The 23,968-nt window shown below is 45.6% G+C and carries 24 protein-coding genes; 9 read left to right on the top strand and 15 right to left on the bottom strand.

The window, feature by feature from the left end; genetic code table 11:
- The first annotated feature begins 7 nt into the window (after window positions 1-7).
- From tkt to dcuC, 8 genes are read left to right on the top strand one after another with little or no spacing between them, the layout of a single operon-like run.
- On the top strand, window positions 8-1,909 hold the full coding sequence (gene tkt, locus Q4A73_RS00805) for a transketolase (RefSeq protein ID WP_303205535.1): 1,902 nt from the start codon (window positions 8-10) through the stop codon (window positions 1,907-1,909).
- The gene (locus tag Q4A73_RS00800; protein ID WP_303205534.1) at window positions 1,906-3,021 is read left to right on the top strand and encodes an ABC transporter permease; all 1,116 of its coding nucleotides are present in this window, start codon (window positions 1,906-1,908) and stop codon (window positions 3,019-3,021) included. The genes tkt and Q4A73_RS00800 overlap by 4 nt, the downstream gene beginning before the upstream one ends.
- Entirely contained in the window at window positions 3,022-3,744 is a 723-nt protein-coding gene (locus Q4A73_RS00795; protein WP_303205533.1) for an ATP-binding cassette domain-containing protein, read from the top strand. It begins immediately after the preceding gene.
- Between the two features lie 2 nt (window positions 3,745-3,746).
- On the top strand, window positions 3,747-4,616 hold the full coding sequence (locus tag Q4A73_RS00790) for an MlaD family protein (RefSeq protein ID WP_303205532.1): 870 nt from the start codon (window positions 3,747-3,749) through the stop codon (window positions 4,614-4,616).
- Window positions 4,616-5,032: an ABC-type transport auxiliary lipoprotein family protein gene (locus tag Q4A73_RS00785; RefSeq protein WP_303205531.1), complete on the top strand. Its 417-nt coding sequence runs from the start codon at window positions 4,616-4,618 to the stop codon at window positions 5,030-5,032. Before Q4A73_RS00790 ends, Q4A73_RS00785 begins: the two co-directional genes overlap by 1 nt.
- On the top strand, window positions 5,029-5,208 hold the full coding sequence (locus Q4A73_RS00780) for a hypothetical protein (RefSeq protein WP_303205530.1): 180 nt from the start codon (window positions 5,029-5,031) through the stop codon (window positions 5,206-5,208). Before Q4A73_RS00785 ends, Q4A73_RS00780 begins: the two co-directional genes overlap by 4 nt.
- A gap of 47 nt (window positions 5,209-5,255) precedes the next feature.
- Window positions 5,256-5,747, top strand: a complete 492-nt coding sequence (locus Q4A73_RS00775; RefSeq protein ID WP_303205529.1) for a flagellar FLiS export co-chaperone — start codon at window positions 5,256-5,258, stop codon at window positions 5,745-5,747.
- 36 nt (window positions 5,748-5,783) lie between these two features.
- A complete protein-coding gene (gene dcuC, locus Q4A73_RS00770) occupies window positions 5,784-7,175 on the top strand; it encodes a C4-dicarboxylate transporter DcuC (RefSeq protein WP_303205528.1) in 1,392 nt (463 codons plus the stop codon).
- A gap of 22 nt (window positions 7,176-7,197) precedes the next feature.
- Here the strand turns inward: dcuC and Q4A73_RS00765 are convergent, their stop codons facing one another.
- From Q4A73_RS00765 to Q4A73_RS00735, 7 genes are all read right to left on the bottom strand, one after another.
- Entirely contained in the window at window positions 7,198-7,893 is a 696-nt protein-coding gene (locus Q4A73_RS00765) for an aspartate/glutamate racemase family protein (protein ID WP_303205527.1), read from the bottom strand.
- A 42-nt stretch (window positions 7,894-7,935) separates the two neighbouring features.
- On the bottom strand, window positions 7,936-8,640 hold the full coding sequence (ung, locus tag Q4A73_RS00760; protein ID WP_303205526.1) for a uracil-DNA glycosylase: 705 nt from the start codon (window positions 8,638-8,640) through the stop codon (window positions 7,936-7,938).
- Window positions 8,641-10,378: 1,738 nt separating this feature from the next.
- Window positions 10,379-11,119, bottom strand: a complete 741-nt coding sequence (pstB, locus tag Q4A73_RS00755) for a phosphate ABC transporter ATP-binding protein PstB (RefSeq protein ID WP_303205525.1) — start codon at window positions 11,117-11,119, stop codon at window positions 10,379-10,381.
- Window positions 11,116-12,204: a phosphate ABC transporter permease PstA gene (gene pstA, locus Q4A73_RS00750; protein WP_303205524.1), complete on the bottom strand. Its 1,089-nt coding sequence runs from the start codon at window positions 12,202-12,204 to the stop codon at window positions 11,116-11,118. Before pstA ends, pstB begins: the two co-directional genes overlap by 4 nt.
- On the bottom strand, window positions 12,201-13,115 hold the full coding sequence (pstC, locus tag Q4A73_RS00745) for a phosphate ABC transporter permease subunit PstC (RefSeq protein ID WP_303205523.1): 915 nt from the start codon (window positions 13,113-13,115) through the stop codon (window positions 12,201-12,203). Before pstC ends, pstA begins: the two co-directional genes overlap by 4 nt.
- Before the next feature lie 9 nt (window positions 13,116-13,124).
- Entirely contained in the window at window positions 13,125-14,123 is a 999-nt protein-coding gene (locus tag Q4A73_RS00740) for a substrate-binding domain-containing protein (RefSeq protein WP_303205522.1), read from the bottom strand.
- A 148-nt stretch (window positions 14,124-14,271) separates the two neighbouring features.
- Window positions 14,272-14,625, bottom strand: a complete 354-nt coding sequence (locus tag Q4A73_RS00735; RefSeq protein WP_303205521.1) for a methionine-R-sulfoxide reductase — start codon at window positions 14,623-14,625, stop codon at window positions 14,272-14,274.
- 73 nt (window positions 14,626-14,698) lie between these two features.
- Between Q4A73_RS00735 and Q4A73_RS00730 the strand changes: the two genes are divergently transcribed.
- Window positions 14,699-15,517, top strand: coding sequence for a ferritin-like domain-containing protein (locus Q4A73_RS00730; protein ID WP_303205520.1), 819 nt, complete (start codon window positions 14,699-14,701; stop codon window positions 15,515-15,517).
- Here Q4A73_RS00730 and pssA read toward each other — a convergent pair.
- The 8 genes from pssA to Q4A73_RS00690 form a co-directional block, all read right to left on the bottom strand.
- Complete coding sequence (gene pssA / locus Q4A73_RS00725) at window positions 15,480-16,202, bottom strand: CDP-diacylglycerol--serine O-phosphatidyltransferase (protein ID WP_303205519.1); 723 nt, start codon at window positions 16,200-16,202, stop codon at window positions 15,480-15,482. The genes Q4A73_RS00730 and pssA overlap by 38 nt on opposite strands.
- A gap of 8 nt (window positions 16,203-16,210) precedes the next feature.
- Window positions 16,211-16,825 (bottom strand): phosphatidylserine decarboxylase, encoded by a 615-nt coding sequence (locus Q4A73_RS00720; RefSeq protein ID WP_303205518.1) that lies wholly within the window; start codon window positions 16,823-16,825, stop codon window positions 16,211-16,213.
- Window positions 16,822-18,750, bottom strand: a complete 1,929-nt coding sequence (gene ftsH / locus Q4A73_RS00715; protein WP_303205517.1) for an ATP-dependent zinc metalloprotease FtsH — start codon at window positions 18,748-18,750, stop codon at window positions 16,822-16,824. The genes Q4A73_RS00720 and ftsH overlap by 4 nt, the downstream gene beginning before the upstream one ends.
- On the bottom strand, window positions 18,750-19,583 hold the full coding sequence (locus tag Q4A73_RS00710) for a 50S ribosomal protein L11 methyltransferase (protein WP_303205516.1): 834 nt from the start codon (window positions 19,581-19,583) through the stop codon (window positions 18,750-18,752). The genes ftsH and Q4A73_RS00710 overlap by 1 nt, the downstream gene beginning before the upstream one ends.
- Before the next feature lie 13 nt (window positions 19,584-19,596).
- On the bottom strand, window positions 19,597-19,986 hold the full coding sequence (locus Q4A73_RS00705) for a chemotaxis response regulator CheY (protein WP_303205515.1): 390 nt from the start codon (window positions 19,984-19,986) through the stop codon (window positions 19,597-19,599).
- A 109-nt stretch (window positions 19,987-20,095) separates the two neighbouring features.
- A complete protein-coding gene (locus tag Q4A73_RS00700) occupies window positions 20,096-21,001 on the bottom strand; it encodes a PDC sensor domain-containing protein (protein WP_303205514.1) in 906 nt (301 codons plus the stop codon).
- Window positions 21,001-22,785: a UDP-N-acetylglucosamine 4,6-dehydratase (configuration-retaining) gene (gene pglF / locus Q4A73_RS00695; RefSeq protein ID WP_303205578.1), complete on the bottom strand. Its 1,785-nt coding sequence runs from the start codon at window positions 22,783-22,785 to the stop codon at window positions 21,001-21,003. The genes Q4A73_RS00700 and pglF overlap by 1 nt, the downstream gene beginning before the upstream one ends.
- Window positions 22,786-22,794: 9 nt before the next feature.
- Window positions 22,795-23,949: an aminotransferase class V-fold PLP-dependent enzyme gene (locus Q4A73_RS00690; protein ID WP_303205513.1), complete on the bottom strand. Its 1,155-nt coding sequence runs from the start codon at window positions 23,947-23,949 to the stop codon at window positions 22,795-22,797.
- Window positions 23,950-23,968: the final 19 nt, after the last annotated feature.

Genomic DNA, 23,968 nt, shown 5'->3' with positions numbered 1-23,968 from the left:
GGTGAAAATGGACACGAAGATGCTACAAAAACAGGCCGATACCTTGAGATTTCTCAGCGCGGATATGGTGCAAAGAGCTCATTCAGGCCATCCCGGCGCACCCTTGGGTCTGGCTGATGTGATGGCGGTGCTCAGTTTGCATCTTGTGCATAATCCCAAAAATCCCACTTGGCTAAACCGCGATCGCCTTATTTTTTCAGGCGGGCACGCTTCAGCCCTGCTTTATAGCTTTTTGCATCTGAGCGGCTATGATTTGAGCTTGGAGGACTTGAAAAATTTCAGGCAGCTTCACTCCAAAACCCCAGGCCACCCCGAAATCACCACTCCCGGCGTGGAAATCGCCACCGGCCCTCTAGGACAAGGCGTGGCTAATGCGGTCGGCTTTGCGATGGCGGCAAAAAAGGCGCAAGATTTACTGGGTGAGGATGTGATTGGACACAAAATTTACTGCCTTTGCGGGGATGGGGATCTGCAGGAGGGCCTAAGTTATGAGGCCTGCTCTTTGGCAGGACTCCACGCTCTTAAAAATTTAATCCTCATTTACGATAGCAATGCGATTTCTATTGAGGGGGCGGTGAGCCTCGCTTTTAATGAGGATGTGGGGCAGCGTTTTGAGGCGCAGGGCTTTTTTGTCCAAAGCATTAACGGGCACGATTTTGAGGCGATTGACGCGGCCTTAAAGCAAGCACGCGCTAGCGCAAAGCCCAGCCTCATCATCGCTAAAACCATCATCGCCAAGGGTGCGGGTGCGCTCGAGGGCTCTCATCATAGCCACGGTGCGCCCTTGGGCGAGGATGTGATCGCAGGTGCGAAGGCGGCGGCGGGCTTTGATGCGAGCGAGTGCTTTGCCGTGCCAGAGGATGTGAGGCTGCGTTTTGGCGCGGCGGTGGAGCTTGGGGACTTGGAAGAGGCAAAATGGCGCAAGAGTCTGGAAAATTCCACCAAAAAGGAGCTTTTGGAGAGACTTTTGAGGCCTGATTTTTCTCAAATTCCCTTTCCAGATTTTAGCGGCAAGGACCTGGCCACACGGGATAGCAATGGCGAAATTTTAAATGTCCTAGCCCAAAATTTGGAGGGCTTTTTGGGAGGCAGCGCGGATTTAGCGCCCTCAAATAAGACCGAGCTTAAGGGACTTGGCGACTTTGCGGAGGGCAAGAACATCCATTTTGGCATCAGGGAGCATGCGATGGCAGCGATCAATAACGCCTTTGCGCGATACGGGCTTTTCCTGCCCTTTTCGGCGACTTTTTTCGTTTTTAGCGATTATTTAAAACCCGCCGCCAGACTGGCCGCGTTGATGAAGCTTAGGCATTTTTTCATCTTCACTCACGATAGCATAGGCGTGGGCGAGGATGGCCCGACCCACCAGCCCATCGAGCAGCTTAGTATGTTTAGAGCGATGCCCAATTTTTTAACTTTCCGCCCAGCGGACGGACGGGAAAATGTGGAGGCTTGGAAGCTGGCTTTGAATTCTGGTTGCCCTTGCGCCTTCGTGCTTTCAAGGCAAAAGCTCAAGGCCCTGAGTGCGCCCGTTTTTGGGAGTGTGAGCGAGGGCGCCTACCTGCTAAGGGAGGCAGAAAATCCTCAATTCACCCTTTTATCTAGCGGCAGCGAGGTGGCGCTTTGCTTGGAGGTGGCTTTAGAGCTAGCACGGCGCGGCATGGAGGCTAATGTCGTTTCCATGCCCTGCTTTGAGCTTTTTGAGGCACAAAGCACGGCGTATCAAAAAAGGCTTCTAAGGGGCGAGGTTATCGGCGTGGAGGCGGCCTGCTCCAAGGAGCTTTATCGATTTTGTCATAGGGTTTATGGCATGAGAAATTTTGGCGAAAGCGGCAAGGATGCGGCGGTGTTTGAGCATTTTGGCTTCAGCACTGAGGCCCTTTTAACCCTCATCCTCAATCCCCAATGAGTGCCGATTTTAGCTTTCAAAACGACACCTTTTTCATCGCGGGGGTTTGGGACAGGAGCAGCGTGGCGGGGCTTGATTTTAAGGGCTTTTTGCGACACGGCCGCGGGGTGAGTGGGGAGCTTGTTTTTGACTTTCGTGCCTTGAAATTCATCGACATGGCGGGAGTTGTCTTCTTTTTAGCCCTGCAAAACGACCTCGCCCTAGGATCCGTAAAGAGCAAGCGGATCAATTTGCCTGCCAATTTCCAAAAGCTTTTTGAACTTTGCGAAAAGCACTACCAACGGACCCAAAAGGAGATTCCAAAGCGTCTTAGTTTTTTTGAATTTTTTGAAAAATTTGGAGCCCTTGGTTTTGAATTTTTAAAAATTCTAAAACGCTTCATTAATTTTTCTGGCTTTTTTTTCCTCACCCTTTTTTTCACGCTCAAGCGCCCCCAAACCTTCCGCTTCGTCAGTTTTTTATACCACATAGAAAATTCCGCCCTCAAAGCCCTGCCCATCATCATTCTAACCGCCTTGCTTGTGGGCGTGGTGCTAGCCTATCAGGCGGCCTTTCAGCTTGCGCAATTTGGCGCGAATATCTTCATCGTGGATTTGGTGGGAATTTCAGCCACGAGAGAGCTGGCCCCCCTCATCGCCGCCATCGTCATCGCGGGGCGCAGTGCGAGCGCTTACACGGCGCAAATTGGCGTAATGAAGCTCACTGACGAAATCGCCGCGATGAATACCATGGGCTTTTCGACCTTCAATTTCATCATCATTCCCCGCGTTTTGGCCCTGATGATCGCGATGCCCCTCATCGTCGCGGTGAGTGATTTTGTCAGTATTTTGGGCGGGATGATTGTGGCGCAGGTGAGCTTGGATATTAATTTTGCTGAATTCATCCGGCGTTTTAAGGAATCGGTGGAGCTCAAGCACATTCTCATAGGGCTTGCGAAAGCGCCAGCTTTTGGCTTTTTAATTGCGATGATTGCGTGTTTTAGGGGGCTTGAGGCGAAAAACACCACGCAGAGTATCGGAACTTACACGACCAAAAGCGTTGTGAATGCGATCTTTTGGGTGATAGCCTTTGATGCGCTTTTTTCCGTCATTTTGACGCAGGCGGGGCTTTAGATGATCATCCGTGCGGAAAATATCGTGACCAAATTTGGCGACAAAGTCATTCACAACGGCGTGAGTTTTTCGGTGGGGGAAAATGAAATTTTCGGCATCCTAGGCGGCAGCGGCAGCGGCAAATCCGTGCTTTTGAAGCAGATGTTGCTTTTGGAGCATTTTGACGGGGGGGAGTATGAAATTTTGGGCTTCAAACTAAGAAACATCAGCGAGGAGGACGCTAGGCGGCTTCGTTTGCAGTGGGGGGTGGTTTTTCAGTTTGCGGCCCTGTTTAGTTTTTTTACCGTGTATGAAAATATCGCCATCGTTTTAAGGGAATACACGCGCCTTAGTGAAAATTCCATCAAGGAGCTCGTGATGATGAAGCTTAAAATGGCCGGGCTTGGTGAGGGCGTTTTGCGTCAGTATCCCAGTGAGCTAAGCGGGGGGATGCAAAAGAGAGTGGCGATCGCTAGGGCTCTGGCTTTGGATAGCAAGCTGCTTTTTTTGGACGAGCCGACCTCAGGGCTTGATCCGCACAGCAGCCGTGAATTTGACGAGCTGGTTTTGAGCCTCAAGCAGGTTTTTGACCTCAATGTCATTTTGGTCACGCACGATAAGGAAAGCATGAAAAATATTTTGGATCGCTTCATCATTTTGGAGGACAAAAGGGTGGGATTTAGCGGCACTTATGAGGAGCTGCGGGCGCAAAATGAGAGGCTTTTTAGGCGATTTATGGAGTGAGAATGGAAAATAGGGCGAGTTATTTTTTTGTGGGGGTTTTTGTTTTTGGTGTGTTTTTTGCGAGTCTGGGCTTTTTGCTTTGGCTTGGGGGCTGGTCTAAGGACGAAAGCTTTGATTATTATGAAATTCACACACAAGAGTCCGTTGCGGGACTGGGGCCCAAGGCGCCGGTGCGGCTTTTGGGTGTGGAGGTGGGCAGCGTGGAGGACATCAGCATCGATACGAAGGATGAACTTGAGGTTCGCATACGCATCAAGGTCAAAAAAGACACGCCCATACGGGAGGATACCTTTGCGACCTTGGAGCTTCAGGGCATCACGGGGCTTAAATTCATCCAGCTTCAGGGCGGTAGCGGGGAGTTAGAGCCGCTAGAAAGCGATGGGAGGGCTTATCCTGTGATCCAGTTTAGGGAGGGCTTTCTCGCCTCCATCGACAAGCAGAGCGAGAGGATTTTTTCTCTCATTGAAACGGCTGATGCAAAGAGCAAGGTCATTTTGAGCGATGAGAATTTACGAAATTTTGGGCTCTTGCTAGAAAATTTAGCCCAGCTGAGTCAAAATCTCAACGCGCATTCTAAGGATCTGAGTAAAAATTTGAACGAAGCGAGCAAGAACATCGCTTTGGCGGCGAAGAATTTGCAAGGAACTTTGCGCAGCATCGATGAGAGCAGCCTAGCCTTTAGGGAGCTTATGCAGGGGGTTTCAAAAAAACTCGAGGCTTATGAGGCGCTTAGGGAGGGCGCTTTGGAGAATTTGGAGCTTTTGAGGGGTCTACTTTTGGAGGGCAATAAGGCACTAAAGGATCTGCGAAAAAGTCCTTCGGATTTGATTTTTAAGGAGGGCAAACCCCAGCTTGGACCAGGAGAGGAATGATGCGAAAAATTTTGTGGATTGTGGTTTTTTTGATGGCAGGATGCAGCACGACTGTGGTGGATAGGGAGCAGTATCTCATTTTAAAATCGTTCAAAAATGATACGCCGCACGGCGAGGGGACGGGAAAGAGCATCAAAATCGCTAGGGCCACCCTGCCGCTTTATTTGAATTCTAGGGAGATCGTTTATGTGAGGGATGGGATTGCCAGGGCCTATGCGCATAGCTTTTGGGGAGATTTGCCGAGCGATTTTTACCGCCTTGTGCTTTTGGATAAATTGGAGCGCAGTGGGCTTTTTACGGCGGTGATAGAGCAGGGTGGTGTGGTGGATGCGGATTTGATTTTGTGCAAAGCAGGGTGGAGGAATTTGAGCAGGTTATTGGAGAGGATGGCGGGGCCTATGCGAAGATATCTGTGAATTTAACCCTACTGGATGCCAAGGGGGCAAAAGAGCTGGCGCATACGAGGCTTAGCGCGCAAAAACTGCTTGCAGATTGGGAAATCCACTCCCTGCAGGCCGCCTTTGAAAACGCCCTAAATGACATAGGATCGCAGGCGGTGCTCTGGCTGGATGAAAATTTAAATGCAAAGTAGGAACGCTTTTTGCTTTCTTTTTTCGTAGCAATACTGAAAGGAAGGCCATGAAAAACGAATTGGATGTGCTAAAACAGCATCTGGGTCAGGTGCAGGGCGTGAGCGAATTTAAGGCGAAGCAAATTGGCTCTCAAATCAACGATGCGAACGATTTTATCGGCGCCTTGCAGGTTTTGGACCTTGCGCTCAAAAAAATTCACAGGCATCTTAGCGAGAGGATGGATGATGATGGGGTGCAAAGGCGCGCTTTGGATGCTGGCTTGGTGCAGCTTATCAACAACTGCTCCTTCATGGGGACAGCGCTTTTTGATAATGTTTTTAATGTTCATGCGGGGGAGAGGCTTTTTGAATTTGAGATCATGAATCCGCTCTGGGTGCTGGAAAATGGCGGCTATGAGGGCGTTTTGGCCTATATCGAGGACAAAAGGGAAGAGATAAAGGCAAATTTGAGTGAGCTCAGCGGCGCGCTTTTGATGGAGGCGGATGCGGGCGCTCTCATGCTGGATTTGACGGTGGATTTTGCAAAATTTCTCCGGTAAATTTTGTTGCGATTTTTTCAAGGTGAAGGATGCTAGATGGCTATTTTTTTAACCCTCATTGCTGTGATGATCGTGGGGTATTATATTCTTAAAAAATACAATCCCATTTTTACTTTTTTGTTTTCGGGCCTGATGCTCTTGATCTTTGCATTTTATTTTTTCGGTGTGCCCATCCCAAAAGCTCCAGCGAGGGAGGCTTCAAGCCTTTTGGATGTGATCCTTGACAGCTTTGCCCTCATTACGGCAACCTTTAAAGCCCAACTTGCCGGCGTGGGGCTTATCATCATGAGTGTGGCGGGTTTTGCGGCCTATATGAAGCACATCAATGCCTCGGCAAAACTTGCCTTTTTGGCCAACAAACCGCTTGGCAAAGTGAAAAACAAATACCTCATTTTAAGCGGCACTTTTGTGGTGGGCATGGCTCTTAAAATGGTCATTTCAAGCTACGCGGGGCTTTTGCTTTTGCTTTTGGCCTGCATTTACCCGGTGCTGATCGCGCTTAAAATTCGCCCCATCACGGCCGTTAGCGTGCTTTCTTTGATCGCTCTTGATTATGGTCCTAAAGATGGAAATTCCATCAATATGGCCGACATGGTGGGGCAAAAAGATAATGTCGTGGGCCTGTTTTTAAATTATCAGCTTTGGGTCGTTTTGGCCTATGTGGCGGTGATCGCGGCTTTGATCCCCTTTTATTTTGCGTGGGTGGATAAAAAAGATGAGGCTAGGGGCGTGTTGATGGATGCGGCAGAAACTCCCAAGATCATCAACCCACAATGCCCGACCTTCTACATTCTTTTCCCTTGGCTGCCTTTGGTGTTTTTGTTTGCGGCGTATTTTCTGGGGATAAAGCTCGATGTGATTACGGCAAATTTTGCGAGCATCGCTTTGGTTTTTTGCGTGGAATTTGCAAGGCACAGGGACGCTAAGAGGCTTGGCGAGGACACGATCGTTATCTTAAGGGCTATGAGTGAAATTTTTGTAAGCGTGGTGAGCATCATCATCGCCGCTAGCGTTTTTGCCGAGGGCATCAAGGCCTTGGGCGGGGTTGGGATTTTGGCCGGTAGCGTGAGTGCCTTGGGTGAAGGAAAATTCGCCAGCCTCGCCGTGCTAGTTAGCATGGTGGTTTTAAGCTTCTTGGTCTATGGCTTTGCGATGATCATGGGAAGTGGCATAGCTGCCTTCAACGCCTTTGGCCGTTTGGCCCCCGACATCGCCACAAGGCTAGGCATCGCGCCCATCACGCTCGTTTTGCCCATTGAGATCGCTTCATGCTTGGGGCGTGCCGCCTCGCCTATTGCCGGCGGGATCATCGCTTTGGCGGGCTTTGCTAAGGTTTCTCCCATGGATATTATCAAACGCACCACGCCGCTTTTACTCATCGCCATGCTTGTGAATATCTTTGTGTCGTTTTATTTGTCGCGTCTTTAAATTCAGCCGCTCGTTTGTCAATTTATTGATCGTCTAGGGCTATTTTTGCGGCGTTTTTGGAGTGGATGATGCAGGTGTCAAAAAGCGGAATTTTCGTGTCGCTTGATTTGAGCAAAAGGCCGATTTCTGTACATCCTAGCACGATGGCCTCCGCGCCGATGAGCTGGAGTTTTTGGATGATTTGCAGGTATTTTTCCTTGGATTTTTCTTTGATTTGACCCTTGCAAAGCTCGCTGAAAATAATACCACTCACCTCCTGCATGTCCGCCTCGCTTGGAGTGAGTGTTTCTATGCCCTGCTCGCTCAAAATTTTGATGTAAAAATCCTCACTCATCGTAAATTTCGTGCCCAGCAGTCCTATTTTTTTAATCCCCGCCTCCTTTAGGGCAGCGGCCGTGCTGAGCGCGATGTGGAGGATGGGGATTTTGACCTGAGCTTGAATGGAGTCGTAAATTTTGTGCATCGTGTTGGTGGCGATGAGGAGGAAGTGCGCCCCCGCCGCCTCAAGCTTCCTTGCCGCCTCGCCCAAAATTCGCGCCGCCCCGTCCCAGTCCCCTCGCTCTTGCAGGGCGGCGATTTCTTCAAAATTTAGGCTATAAAGCACGATTTTAGCACTATTGAGTCCCCCGAGCTTTTTGGCGACCTCTTCGTTGATGCTCTTATAGTAGGTCGCTGTGCTCTCAAAGCTCATGCCGCCTATGATTCCTATGGTTTTCACGGCCATCCTTTGTAAATTTTTGCGCCATTTTATCCAAGCTTTTTAAATTGTGGCGTTTGAATTCCATTTGATTTCTCCCTTGCCGAGTTTTTTCAGCAGGGCATTGCTTTTAGAAAAATGCCCACAGCCCAAAAAACCCTTGCGCGCTAGGGGGCTTGGATGGGCGGCTTCTAGGACGAAATGTTTTTGCGTGTCGATGAGGGCTTTTTTACTCCTTGCGTGATTGCCCCACAGGAGGAAGATCAAACCCTCTTTCTCCAAACTGAGCCTTTTGATGATGGCATCGCTAAATTCCTGCCAACCCCAGTCGCTATGACTTGCGGGCTTGTTGGCTTCGACGCTGAGTGTGGAATTTAAGAGCAATATCCCCTGTTTTGCCCAGCTGCTAAGATCGCCATTTTTGTGTATTTCTATCCCCAAATCCTCGCGCAATTCTTTGTAAATATTCAAAAGACTGGGTGGGATTTTCACGCCACTTGGCACGGAAAAACTAAGGCCCATAGCCTGATGCGGCCCGTGGTAGGGGTCCTGACCCAAAAGGACGATTTTGAGCTCGTTGAGGGGGGTGAGATTGAAGGCATGGAAGGTGAGCTTGGCGGGGGGGTAGATGGTTTTGCCCTGTCTTAAAGCTTCAATATAGCGCTTTTTTATGCCCAAAAAATAGGGCTTTGTAAATTCTTCTTTCAAAAATTCTCGCCAATCGCTGTTGATTTTGATGCTTTGAGGATCGATGGTGATTTCTTGCATATCGTTTCCATAAAAATTAAATTCACGCATTCATTTTAGCATTTTGGGGGGAGAAAATTTCAACCATATTTATAATTTTTGCAATGAAGCTTATTATTTTCATGTTCGTATGAATGTTTAACTGTATGTAATTAACATAATCATGTTAATTGAATGGAAGAATTTTCAAATTTTTAATTGCCAAAGAAGTTAGAGCTATTTTTATGTCCAAATATCAAACATCTTTTGGGTGATATTTATCTCAAATCAAAATGGGAAGAATATTGAGAATCGCTTAAATTTTGATAAAAAATTAAAACAAATAGCGTTCGAGAAATTGCGATAATTTGGATGAGTAAAAATAACGAAAACTATACTTTTTGATCGAATAAACTTAACGAAATTAGAGCAAGTTATATTTATTTTGCCGATAATCTTAAAGGGCATTACTTTCCCCAGCATAGAAAGCTTTTTTACACATTACCTTACAAATCAATAGAAAATTTTAAGGCTAAAATCGATAATTTTAAATGATAAAATTTTCTAAGTTAGTTTATGTGTTTTGATGATATTTTAGAAGAGTTTGGGGCAAGATGGGTTGAAGTGGGTAAATTATGTTGCCCTATTAAAATCACTCATAAAAGAGTCCTTTAAGTTTATTTTATGGTATGAAAATTTGTTGTAAAATTTTTTGAGTTTTAATTTGAAAATCAACACATAAATCCCAACATCAATATTTGCACAACAATATGTTTAAATTTGAATTCATTTTAGTCGCTTAAGCTCAAGCACCTTTCAAAATCAACCTGTTGATTTTGTGGATACTATTTTTATTGACCACTTTTACTAACCACAATAGCACAGTTTAAAATAGTCTATATTTTTTCAGTCTTTGTAGCCTAATGAGACATTTTCGAATCATCATTAGCAATTGGGTGGTTTGCAACTACTTATCTATAGCTGTGGTTTGATCTGGATTGCTAGGAGAAGACATTCATTTTTCAGCCATGAGAAAAGTACTTTTTTATGTCCATCTTCGCACTTGTTCTATCTTTTGAAGGCCTAGTTTTTCATATTCTGTACCATTAAAAGCACATTCACTCATTTTAGTTCTAGTCAAAATCATCAGCAAGGATAAGGTTTTATAAAACAATGGGGATATTCAACAAAAATGCTTTTTAAGCATTTTTGTTGAGTGAAGAATACTATGGAGTTGGGCAGCCATCGTCTTTTAATTTTGAGATATTTTTAAATTTATTAAAGCTTATCGTTGAGGATATAGAGTTTGATTCATTTTTATAGCATAAAAACTTCTTTCTTAACAAAATCAAGTTTTTTAATTTCATAATGCACCTCGGTAATTTTTAAATTTTCTATTTTTTACCTATATTTTTGCCACAGCTTTAATTTCTCCAAAATGGTATTCATTATTTTTGGTATATCAAAATCCGTAAGTTCCGTAATTTTAGCTTATTTGTTATTTTAAGTTCAAAAATTGCTACTTTTTTGTTATTGTACCTAATAAATTTTAAGCGCTTGAGTCGCCGATTGTCATCCTAATTTATATTCTAGAGTACGCTATAATCAGTTCTTACAAATTCTCCATTGAATTGTTTTTGTATTTTTATATTGTAAAACGATCAAACATTATATATCTTCAATTTAGGTTAAAAATCAATACCAGAACACAAACTGTCGCTACTAAAAATTCGGAATTTTTGTTTATTTCAAGCAATATAATTTATTATTTTGAAGTTATCTAACCAAAGGCTCCGCTTAGATAGGCCTGGGTTTTTTCTTGCTTGGGGTTTTCAAAAAATTCCTTACTTTCGCCAAATTCCACAAGCTCGCCCAAGTGAAAAAACGCCGTGAAATCCGCCACTCTCTTGCCCTGTTGCATATTATGCGTAACCATAATCATAGAAAGATCATGCGAAAGCTCCTTCAAAAGCTCCTCAATAACGCTAGAAGAAATAGGATCAAGTGCCGAAGTGGGCTCATCAAGAAGCAAAAGCTTGGGACTGATGGCTAGGGCTCTTGCGATACAAAGGCGCTGCTGCTGTCCACCTGAGAGGGCGAGGGCGTTTTGCCTGAGCTTATCCTTCACCTCTTCAAAAAGCCCCACTTTTTGCAAACAATCCACAACCAAAGCCTCCTCTTCATCCTTAGAATTTATCATCCCGTGAAGCTTAGGGGCGTAGGAGATGTTATCATAAATGCTTTTGACAAAGACATTGGGTTGCTGGAAAACCATGCCAACATCCTTGCGCAGGGCGACCACATCTTGATTTTTCACATCCCTGCCCTCAATCTCCACAAGTCCGTCAATCTTTGCGATCTTGTCATTCATCCTATTAAAACAACGCAAAAAAGTCGACTTCCCGCATCCTGAAGCGCCAATGAGGGCGGTAATTTTATTTTTCTCCACAGGCATATTGATGTCAAAAAGGGCCTGCTTTTTGCCGTAGAATAAATTTAAATTTGTCGTTTTTGCTATCATCTGAGTTTTCCTTGAAAATATTTTCTCAAAAGCACGGCGGTAAGATTGAGCACCACTAAAAGCGCCAAAAGCACGATAATGCCAGCTGCCGTCCTCTCCAAAAAAGCCCGCTCTGGCATAGCCGACCAAGAATAAATTTGCGCAGGCAAAACGCTAGTCGGGGTGAAAATGCTGTTTGCCACATCGGGGATGAAGGCTATCATGCCAATAATCATCAAGGGCGCGGTCTCACCAATGGCCTGAGCTAGGGTCAAAATAGAGCCCGTGAGTATCATCGGCAGAGCGAGGGGGAGCATGATACCCCTTACCATTTGCACCTTCGTCATGCCCAGGGCGTAGGCGGCGTTTTTCATATTGATATCCACGCTTTTGAGGGCGGCCTTCGTGGAGACGATGATGATGGGTAGGCTCATGATCGCTAGGGTCAGTCCACCCACGAGGGCTGAAGAGCGGGGCATGCCGAAGAGATTGATAAAAACGCCAAGCCCCAAAAGTCCAAAGAGGATGCTGGGGATGCTAGCGAGGTTGTTGATGCACACTTCTATGAAATGCGTGAATAAATTTTGCGGGGCGAATTCCTCCAAATAAATCGCCGCGCAAACACCCACAGGCACACTCACTGCCATACACACAAGCATCACGAGCAAGGTGCCAACCACCGAGGCAAAGATGCCTGAATTTTCGGGCGATTTAGAGTCTCCATTGAGGAAGAAATTGACATTAAACTGCAATCTTATCTCATCGGTTTGGATGAGGCTATCCACCAAAGCCTTTTCGTCATCGCTGAGTCGGTTGTATTTTTTCTTCATATACTGATCCACTTCAGAATTTGCCAAAAGCCAAGTTTTTTCGGTGATCTGTCCCGTTCTAATCTTCCTCTGCTCCGCTCTTGAAAGGAGTGAAAAAGCAAGGACATTTCTATCCGCATCGGCCAAAATATAAGTTTGCTGAAAGGCCCCCAAACCAAGATAAGCCACACTTCCCAAGAAAATGCACAAAAAGGTGAGATTGATATAAAGTCCCATTTTGCAAAGTCTCATAAAGGATTTTGAGGCTTTTTTTCGCTGTTTGAAAAGCTTTTTCATAAATTTTTCCTTTTATGGAAGCGGTTGATGAGATAAACGCTAAACATATTAATGATGAGGGTGATGATGAATAAAACAAGCCCCAAAGAAAAGGCGCTCAGGGTCAGCGAGCTGTCAAAGGCCTGATCGCCGCTTAGAGCTTCTACGATTTTCACGGTTACGGTGGTCATGTCTTCAAGGAAATTCAGCGTCAAATTCGGCCTCAAGGAAGCCGCCATCACCACGATCATCGTCTCTCCTAGGGCCCTTGAAAGTCCAAGCAAACAAGCCGCCACTATGCCAGGTACCGCCTCGGGTAAGATCACGGCAAAAACGACCTCTCGCTTCGTCATGCCTAGGGCGTAGGCGCCATTGATGCGCTTTTCACTCACCGCCTCGATGCAATCTTGCGATAAGGACGCCACTATCGGCACTATCATAATGCCCATGATAAAGCCCGCCCCCAAGGCGCTTTGAAAGCTAGCCTCAATGCCAAAAAGGGCAAAAAACCACACGATGAAAGGCGCGACCACAATCGCAGCAAAAAATCCAAAAACCACGGTGGGAATTCCAGCGATGATTTCCAAGATAGGCTTGAGGTAGTTTTTAGATTTTTTACCGGCAAAAACGCCCAAATACACAGCACACATCACGCCCAAAGGCAGGGCCGTGAGCATGGCGATGAGAGAAATGTAAAAGGTCCCCCAAAACAAAGAGAGCGCACCAAAAACACCTTCTTTACTCGTGCCATCGGCATTTCTAAAGGCCGCATCCGCCGCCCACTGGGACGAAAACAAAAATGTGCTCAGGCTTTCTTTTTGAAAAAATCTCAAAGCCTCGACCAAAATGGTAAGCATAATGGCAAAGCTCACCACTACGCTTACGAAGGCACACAGAAAGAGTATAAATTTGATAATTTTTTCTCTAAACAAAATGCGTCCTTAAAAAACCTTACCCGCTTTAACCAACTCATCGGTTAGAATTTTCTTATTTTTGATGTGTTTTTGAAAATCTTTCAAGGTCTTATCATCCAAAGGAACAAGTCCTATTTTTTGAAGCTCGCCGCCATTTTTAGCCAAATCGTTACTCATGTAAAGCTCGGCAAATTCAAAGGCCTCTTTAGGATTTTTCTTGGCATTGATGTAGATGTAAAGGCTTCTAGCAAGCTCATATTTGCCCGCAGCGATGTTTTCTTCATTAGCCTTGATGCCATCGATATCTGCAGCCGTGATTTTATCGGCATTGCTTACCAAAAAACTATAGCCAAATAAACCAAAGGCATCTTTATCCACCGTCAATTTTGAAACGATAAGGTTGTCATTTTCACCACTTGGGATGTAGTTTCCATCTTGACGAATGGTCTTATAACCCTTATCGCCATATATTTTTAGTTTTTTAGACACATCGACCATCACAAGTTCCTCCACAGTATCTCGCGTACCTGAGCTAGCAGGGGGTCCATAAATAGAAATTTTGCGATTTGGGAGATTTTTGTTGATCTGATTCCAGTTTGTGTAAGGATTAGGCACGAGTTTGCCATCTTGAGGAATTTCCTTAGCTAGGGCTAAAAAAAGCTCTTCTTTGCTAATGTTAAGAGGAGTATTGGTTTTATTTTGCGCCAAAACGATACCATCATAGCCTATCATAACGCCCACGATGTCCGTTACGCCATTTTTTTTGCAAGTGTCAAATTCGCTAGATTTTATCGGTCTTGAAGCGTTAGAAATATCTGTAGCGCCCTCGCAAAAAACCTTAAAGCCCCCGCCCGTTCCCAAACTTTCAACGATAGGCGTTTTGATGTTTTTCACCGTAGCATACTCCTCAGCCACAAAAGAGCTAAACGGATAAACCGTAGATGAGCCAGCAAGTCTAAGATCCGCCGCGCTTAAAGCACCTGCTAGAGCCAAGCTCACGATGCTAGAAACTAAAATTTTTTTCATTGTTTTCTCCTTAAGAACTAAAATATCTGCGAAATTTAAAAAAAAATGGAAACATTTTAGAAACAAGGCATGGTTCAAAATTGAGTTTTGTGGGAGAAAATTTACGGATAAAGCCACGAAAATTCGCCTTTCGTAGCTTTAGAATTTGTTAATTTTTGACGAAATTCAAAGAAATGGAATTGACGCAGTGGCGCGTATTTTTGGGGGTAAAGCCCTCTCCCAAAAAAACATGCCCCAAATGCCCATCACAACTTGCGCATAAAATTTCAGTGCGAACCCCGTCCTTATCCGGAGCCCTTTTGACCGCATCCTCGATCGCATCATCAAAGCTAGGCCATCCACAGCCTGATTTGAATTTGTCCTCCGAGCGGTAAAGCGCGGCGGAGCATTGTTTGCAGCAGTAAATGCCCTCTTCGTAAAAATCGTTATATTCCCCACTGAATGCAGGCTCCGTGCCCTTGTGTAAAATCACCCTTTTTTCTTCTTCATTGAGCGCTTTCATGGTTTCTCCTTAAAATTCTAAAATCACATTATAACGCAATCAGGCTATAATCTTAAAAATCTTGGAGTTCCTCATGCGATGCGAATTTTTCAGCAGCCTAGAATGCGTTTTGTATGAAAAAACAATGGAGGCTAAGTTTGAAAAATTTGAGCATTTTTACGAGAATTTCAAGGGGGGAGGGTTCTTTTTCAATGCCGATCATCCCAGCATTTTCAGGCCAAATTCCCATGAAAAAATCCGCCTCCTGCACCCCACGCGGCTTAGGCGCCCTAAATTTGCAAACAGCCACAAGGCTCTAGCCAAGCTCATCCACTCCATAGCCCACATTGAATTTAGCGCCATCAATCTCGCCCTTGATGCCTGCTACCGCTTTAAAAATCTGCCCCTTGCCTTTTACGAGGACTGGCTGGAGGTGGCCTGTGATGAGATGCGGCATTTCAAGCTTTTGAATTTGGCCCTGAAAGAATTGGGCTTTGAGTATGGCTCCTTCCCTGCGCACGATAATTTCGAGGAGGCTTTGAGGGCGACTAAGGATTCGTTGAAATTTAGAATGGGCGTGGTGCATAGGGGTCTGGAAGCTAAGGGGCTGGATGCGAATCCTTTCATCGTAAAAAAGCTTCAAAGCTCCCCCCATCCCATCAGGCCACTTTTGGAGGAAATTTTAGGCACCATACTCAGGGATGAAATCAGGCATGTTCAAAAGGGCGATTTGTGGTGGAAATTTGCCAAAGATGAGCGGGAGGATTTCATAACCCTGTGCGAAAAGTTCAAAAAATTCAACCTTGCAGGAAAAAAACTCAACACAAAGGCAAGGCTCGCGGCGGGTTTTGAGGCGGGGGAATTGGAGCAAATTGCTAAATTTTATTCTTTTTGCGCGGGAGAAAAAGGGTGAAAAGGAAGCGCAAAATCCCATACAAAACGTAAAAACTAGCCGACAAAACCACGCTTTCTAAGGGGTAGAGATACAAAAATGAAAAGGCTATCATCAAAAATATCAAGACCTTTAAAACACTGGAGCGGTTGAAATTTATCTTTTTGAAGCTTGGATAGCGGATGTTACTCACCATCAAAATTCCCAAGATGGCCTGCAAAATCACGATGGCAAGGCCATAGGGCTTTAAAAAATCGTAGCTAAGATAAGCGTAAGTGTAAATCGCACTCACCACCGCTGCTGTGGGTATGGGAAGCCCGATAAAAACGGAGGGCTCGTAAGTGCCTGTGGTTACATTAAAGCGTGCCAAGCGGATCGCGCCAAAGACGACAAAAAAAGCCGCAATCAAAGAACCCAATTTCCCAAAATACACTCCCAAACTCGCATAAAAAAGCATGGCAGGGGCCACGCCAAAGGCCACCAAGTCCGCTAGTGAGTCAAATTCCACGCCGAATTTGGAAGTGGTGTTGGTCAGTCTTGCCACCCGTCCATCAAGCCCATCGCAAAGCAAAGAGAGGATGATGTAGAGCAGTGCCTTTTCGTAGTCGCTGTTGAGGGATGCGATGATGGAAATCACGCCCAAAAAAGCCGAGGCGGCGGTGAAAAGATTAGGCAGAATGTAGATGAGCTGAGGCTTGTTTGTCATCCCAAATCCTACGCAAAATATCCTAGCAAAGAGCCTGCCTTGATCGTATCGTTGAGACCAACATGCACTCTAGCATCCCTTGGCAAAAACAAACTCACCGAGCCGTTGAGCGAAAAGCCCAGCTCATCACCGCAGCTTAGGGCTTGGTTTAGCGGGGCGAATTTGAGCTTTCTGTCCATGGAGCCAGCGTGAATTTGCAGGATGAATTTTTGACCCGAGGCGGAGGATTGGAGCGTGATTTTTTCATTCATTGTTTTGGCCGCTTCTAGCCGATCGCATAGAAAAAGTCCGTGCGTGAGCTGTGAATTTTCGATCCGCATCTTGGTGGGTGCTATCAAAACCCCACAATCGTAAAGAGCGTTTTTGATACGCAGCACGACACAGGCGCCTAAATCCTTGTGGGTGGTGTTTTCTATTTGAGTGATCTTGCCGCTAAGGGGCGATAAAATCGCTTTTTCATCGCTGCAGGGCGGGGCGTTTTTTGTTTTTCTAAAAAGGAAGGCGAGGAGTAAAAATAGGATGAAAAGCATCCAAGAAAATTCTGCAAAGAACCAAAATGCGAGAAACACAAAGAGGCTCAAAAAAACGACAAAATAGCCCTCTTTTGCTAAAAATTTACTCATTGGCCCTCTTTTTTGACCTCAGGCAAGGCTTGCAGTCGGCTTGGCATTTGATTTTCCTCCTCGTAATGCTGGATGATCTCCCTCACCCTAGCCCCCTCAATCGTCTCCTCCTCATACAGGGCGCTCACCATCGTTTCTATCGCGCCCCTATACTCGCTCAAGGTAGCCTTCACCTCCTTATAGCGCTCGTCTAAGGTTTCTTTCACATAATTGTCCAAAGACTCCGCCATTTTTTCGGAATAATCCTTAATACTCTGCCCCCCTGTCAAAAAGGTATTTCTCTGCTTTTCAAGCACCATAAGTCCGGCAATTTCGCTCATACCATACATCGAAATCATCGCCTTAATGATGTCCGTGGCGCGCTCAAGATCATTACTAGCACCCGTTGAAATTTCACCGATGAAAACCTCCTCTGCCGCGCGACCTCCCAAAAGCACATCTACTTCTGCGATGAGCTCGTGCTTTTGCATCAAAAATTTATTTTCCTCAGGTGTATTTAAGGTATAGCCCAAAGCTGCAAGCCCTCTGGGTATCACAGAAACCTTACTCACGCGTTTGGCACCCTTTGTGGTTTCGGCTATCAAAGCGTGTCCGCACTCGTGGTAGGTAACGATTTTTTTCTCCTTATCGTTGATGCGGCGCGATTTTTTCTCAAGCCCCGCAATAGCCCTCTCAACCGCCTCCACGAGGTCGTTTTGCTCGACATATTTTTTAGAATCACGCCCGGCTAAAAGCGCTGCCTCGTTGATGATATTAGCCAAATCCGCCCCCGCCAAGCCTGCCGTGAGCCTTGCGATGTCCTCAACCTTCACCTTTGGCGAAATTTTAACATCCTTCATATGCACTTTTAAAATATCACATCTGCCCTTAAAATCGGGCTTATCCACCAGAACCTGCCTGTCAAATCTACCCGGTCGCAAAAGGGCCGCATCCAAAACCTCAGGCCTATTCGTAGCTGCTAAAACGATGACGGGAGAGCTCTCTGTGCCAAAACCGTCCATCTCGGCTAGGAGCTGGTTGAGCGTCTGCTCCCTCTCATCATTCCCTCCCATAATGCCATTGGCCGCGCGGCTTTTTCCAATCGCATCAATCTCATCGATGAAAACGATGGCTGGGGCTTCTTTTTTAGCATTTTCAAACAGGTCCCTAACGCGCGAGGCGCCCACACCAACGAACATTTCAATGAAGGACGAACCCGAAACGCTAAAAAAAGGCACATCGGCCTCACCCGCCACGGCCTTAGCCAAAAGCGTTTTCCCCGTGCCCGGAGGTCCCACGAGCAGGAGTCCTTTTGGAATTTTTGCGCCCAGCTTGATGTAACGCTCGGGAAACTTAAGAAAATCGACAAGCTCCTTAACCTCCTCTTTAGCCTCCTCAACCCCTGCCACATCGCCAAATTTAATTTTTGGTTTTTCGGAATTTACAAGCTTTTTGGAGCTGCCTATACCCAAAATAGAACTTCCCATATTTTTTTGCATACGACTGGCTAAAAACATCCAAATTCCAAAAAAAATAAAAACGGGCAAAACCCAAGAAAATAGCAAATCGGTGAGCCAGTTGCCCTCTGTGTAAGCACCGTAGGCGATATTTTTGCTATCAAGCAAGGCGATCAAATCGGGATCATTGACCTTTTTGGCACTATAAACGGTATTGTGAGAAGTGGAAACGGCTTTGATGGTGCTTTGCCCTATGCTGACTTGGTTGATTTGACCGCTTTCGATGAGCTTTTTAAGCTCAGAATAAGCGATAGTTTTACTCGACTCACTGCCGTTCAAATTCCCAGTAAAAGAGCTACCTCCGTCAAAAAAGCTTTTAAAAATGACCACCATAACAACAGCAAAAATAGCAAAAATCAAAATAGGATTTTTGTTGAAAAAATTATTATTTTGTGGATTTCCTGTGGGTTTATTATTGGGGTTATTCATCATTTTCCTTTCTTATAAACTAAGCTACACCACTCGTTCATCTTCATCGCATCAACAAGCTGCATATCTTTGAATTTATCTTTCACTCTAATTTCGTATTTATTTAAAATCCCAGAAAGGATGAGTATAGCATTTTCGTTTAAATGATTTTTTATGTCCCCTTCCAAAACCAAAATCACATCGGCGATAATATTAGCAACCAAAAAATCATATTTTCGCGTCGCCCCATCCAAAGACCCAAGCCAAGAGGCTTCAAAGGATACGGCATTGATTTTTGCATTGGATCTTGCGCTTTGAAGAGCAAGCTCATCGGTATCACAAATGTCGACCTTAGCGCCCAATTTCGCCAAAACGATGGCTAAAATTCCACTCCCACAGCCCAAATCTAAAGCCCTAACGCCCTTTTTGGCAAATTTTTGCAAAAAGCGGATGCAAGAATGAGTCGTCTCGTGATGGCCTGAGCCAAAAGCCAGGGCGGGATCGATTTGGACATTAATGCGACCTTCCTTTTTTTCCTGCCAAGCTGTGTGGATATAAATTTGATCGATCGCGATGGGCTGGATGGATTTTTCATACTCCTGTATCCAATTTTTGTTTTCTTTTTTATCGAGGATGATATTTAGATTGAAATTTTGTTTCGTTATTTTTGAGAGTTTGTCGCAAAAAATTTCCAAAGCCCAAGCCACATCGTCCAATTTCTCACTAGAGCGGATGTAAAGCCCACCGTCCCTTTCTTCAACGGCACAAATCCCCAAATCAAAAATAAGCTCAAGAAGCGGTTGTTTATATGGCTCCTGCACTTTAAAAAACAATTCATAATAGAATTTTTTCATATCAAATGCCAGCTTATTCAGCTGGAACATCACTGCCTACGCCCAAAACATCCTCGAGTTTTTCTTTTAAAACCTGCGGCGTGAAAGGCTTGACGATATAATTATTCACTCCCGCCTTGAGTGCTGTGATGACTTCGGCCTTTCCGCCCTCTGTGGTTACCATGATAATGGGCATATCCTCATACTTTTTCTCAGCTCTAACTTTTTTCACAAGGTCAAGTCCGTTCATTTCAGGCATATTCCAGTCGGTGATCAAAATCTTCACATCCTCATTTTTTTCAAGCAGATCCCAGGCCTCGACCCCATGCTCAGCCTCCAAGACATCATTATGTCCCAGCCTTGTCAAAGTGTTTTTAATAATCCTTCTCATCGTAGAGCTATCATCAACAACCAGTAATTTCACAGCATTTCCTTTCAAAATTTCTAAATTTTTGGCGTTTTGCCTTCATGTGCCCCAACATCGAGCTAAAAATTTAAAGCCAGATTTTAGCACATTTAACTTTCATTTTTGTTTAATCTGCCTCCAAAATATTATTATTTTTATATTTTACAGCAAACAAATAGATACTAAGCCCCACGAGCAGCAAATTCACTCCGCCAATCAAATAAATCACGTACACCATTTGCGATAAATCCCCCACAGTGAGCTTGAAAACAAGCATCAAGGCCTCAATCGCCAAAGCGATAATGATGCTTCCCAAAAACCTCACCATAGTCCTTTGCAGCCCATTGGTTTCTTTTTTCGTCCTTCCCAGAACCTCCTCCTCGACGATGGTTTTGGCCAAATCAAAAATGGACAAGGCTAAGGTGATGGCTATCGTGCTTTCAAAAATTTTATGGATGTCAAAGGCATTGTCGTGAAGTAGCCCCAAAATCCCTCTATGCAGCAAAAAGCAGGTTATAACAAAAAGCACCAAGGCAAAACAAAAATAAACCAAACGACCAAATTGCAAGAAGGCGAATTCAAATTTCCCCGCCTGTATGAGCTTTAAAATATCCTTAAGCTTGACATCGACGCAAACCACAAAAAGCAGGTTGTTTTTATCATCATAAATGGGCATGGAAGCCGTAACGCACAATTCGTTGTTAAAAGAAGAAGGATAAGGATCGCTCAAAATGCAGCGCTTGAGCTTCACAGCCCTGTAAAAATAGGCCTTAGAGCTTCTATCCTCACCCGCGCCTTGCTCATATTTTTTATCCAAAGTGATGGCATTTTCCACCTGCATGCCCGAAGGATCAAGGATATACAAAGCATCAAAAACTGAAACATCGTGAGCGATTTTATCTAAAGCCTCCTTGATGCTCTCAATGTGAATATCGGGCAATTTGTCGGGCAAATTTTTGAGCAAAATATAGCTCATATAGGCCCTAGCCTTGTAGCGATTGTCCTCAAAAATTTGTATATCTTTAATAAACATTAAACTCCCTCCTTGTTGTGCTTAAATTCAGGCACTAGCTCCTGCAAAATCACAGCGATCTCCTCCGCATCATCGCACATTCTAAGCCTTTGAATTTGAGCCTCTAGCCCAGCCAGGTCCAAGCCCTCGCTCCTTCCAGCGACAAAGATGCTCTCATATTGCGTTTTCGCATCACTTTCATCGATTAAAAGCTCCTCAAAAAGCTTCTCCCCGCGCCGCAAACCCGTGATCTTGATCTCCAAATCCTCCCGCCCAGAAAGCAGGAGCATTTTCTTAGCCAAATCCACAATCCTCACAGGCTCACCCATATCCAAAACAAAAAGCTCCCCGCCCCTTGCGATGGCTCCCGCTTGTAAAACAAGCTGCACCGCCTCATCCACAAGCATAAAATAGCGCACAATATCAGGATGCGTCAGCGTGAGGGGCATCCCAGCCTCAATCTGAGCCTTAAATTTAGGTATCACGCTCCCGCTAGAGCCTAGCACATTGCCAAAACGCACGCAGGCGACCTCAAATTCCTCGCTAGAAATTCCCAAGGTATAAAGCTCACAAACCCGCTTCGTGCATCCCATAATGCTTGTAGGGCGCACCGCCTTATCCGTGCTGATCATCACAAATTTCCTAACCCCATTTTCCTTCGCGCAGTCGCTCAAAACCTTCGTGCCCACTATGTTATTCAGCACCGCGGCGTGTGGATTTTGCTCACAAAGTGGCACATGCTTATAGGCCGCGGCGTGTAAAATCAAATCGGGCTTGAATTTTTTCAAAAGCTCATCAAGTCCCTTAGCGTCCAAAATGCTCATCAAAACGGGGGTAATTTTTTCTTGATGTGAGCTTAAAGCCTCGTTGATTTTGTAAAGATTAAATTCGCTGTGATCGACCATGATAAGATGCTTCGCGCCAAATTTCACGCACTGCTTGCAAAGCTCCCCACCTATGCTCCCACCCGCGCCACTGACAAGGACGACCCTGTCCTTGAGAAAATCCACCACCGCCGCACTATCCAAATCCTTAGGCTTTCGGGCTAGCAGATCCTCGATGCTGATGTTTCGCGTCTCATTGTGGGTGAAGGAAAAAAGCTTCACATCGCTGATGCCATAGCCCACAAGCTCGTCAAAAAGGGCTTTTAGCTCATCTTGCTCAAGCTTTAAGGCGATGATGGCCGTTTTGACACCCTCGCTCACATAGCTTGGGATTTTAGCCTTCTCTCCCACGATAAATTTATCGCAATATGTCCCGATGAGCTCGTGCCTATTATCCACCACCGCGACAGGAAAAAGCCCCAAACTGCCCTCCTTGGCGCCCTTTAGCAGGTGCAGGGCCTTAGAGGTCGCGCCCACGACTATGCAGGGCTTTTCTTCGTCCTTGAGCTTGGAGGGTCTGAAATCGACAAGCATTCTTTTAGAAATTCTAAGAGAACCGATGAAAAGGTAAGAAAGCACGAAATCAATGCCCACCACGCTTCTTGGAAAGGGGTTGAAAAAATGCGGATAAAAATAAAAAATTCCTAAAAAAATGAGCGCCGAAAGGGCCAGGGCTAAGAAAATCTTCCGCGCCTCATTGAGGGAGAAAAAGCGCCACGCCACCTTATAAATGCGGAACAAAAACAAAAGAAAAATTTTCAAAAGCAAAAGGATCGCGCCCGCCTTCACCATACCCTGATAGAATTCTTTAGGAATTTCTCCGCTAAATCTCAAAGAAAAGGCCAAAAAAATACAAAGGCCAAACAAAAGGCTATCGCAAAGGAGGAAAAAAACCAACCTCCTACTTTTGGATAAATTCAAACCCATCTCTCAACCCTCTAGGCTCTTTGAGATCAGCCTTGAAATTTCTCCCACATCCTCGCGCGTCATAGCCGTGCCGCTTGGCAGACAAATGCCCTTTTGGAAAAAAAGCTCACTGTTGCCGTTGAGATAGACCCTCTCACCCTCAAAAACCCCCTGCAAATGCATGGCCTTCCACAGAGGGCGCGTTTCGATCCGCTCCCTTTGTAAATCCTCAATGAGCTTTGAAATTTTAGGATGCAGGGCTAAATTTTTCCGCCCACAGCTCGCGCGCTCTTTTTTGCCAGAAAGCTCCCCCGCCTCAAAATCTACCAGCGCAGTGCTAAGCCACCTATTACTCCTAGAATTTTCAAGCTCGTCCAAAAAGGTCAATTTCCCCGCCAAAAATTCCCTATACCAAGCGTAAATTTCACGCTTTTTAAGCACCCTCTGCTCCAAAACCTCCATCTGCGCCACGCCGATAGCGCCCAAAACATTACTCAAGCGGTAGTTGTAGCCATAATCCAAATGCTCATAATGCAGGCAGTCCTCCCGCGCTTGCGTGCTGTAAAAACGCGCCCTATCCATCAGCGCCTTGTCCCTCCCCACGAGCATCCCCCCGCCTGAGGTGGTGATGATTTTGTTGCCGTTGAAAGAATACACGCCAAAGTCCCCAAAGCTCCCCAGCGCCCTCCCCCCATAAAGGCTGCCCAGCGCCTCTGCCGCATCCTCGATCAAAACAACGCCCCTCTCCTTGCAAAGCCTAGCGATTGCCTCAATCCTAGCCGCATTGCCATAAAGATGCGTCAAAACCAAGGCCTTGGGCTTGTTTTCTTCAAGAGCCCATTCCAGCAGAGACACATCGATATTAAAGGTCTCATCGCAGTCGATGAAAACGGGCCTCGCGCCCAAGTAATAAATCGGCGCCACGCTAGCGATGAAGGTGAAAGAAGAGGCCAAAACCACATCCCCTCGTCCCACTCCAGCCACTCTCAAGGCTAGGTGCAGGGCCGCCGAGCCAGAATTCAGGGCCAAAACATGCTCACAGCCGCTATAATCCCTCACACTCTGCTCGAAGCGATTGACAAATTCGCCCAAGGGCGCGATGTAGTTGCTCTCAAAGACTTGCTCGATGTATTGGAGCTCATTGCCGCTCATGTGCGGAGGGGAGAGAAAAAACCTCATTTTCGATCCTTTTTTGAAA

The organism is Campylobacter sp. (genome assembly GCF_030528245.1).
Lineage (GTDB): Bacteria > Campylobacterota > Campylobacteria > Campylobacterales > Campylobacteraceae > Campylobacter_D.
The sequence above is the reverse complement of the archived record's forward strand: the minus strand, read 5'-3'. Positions and strand labels throughout refer to the sequence as shown.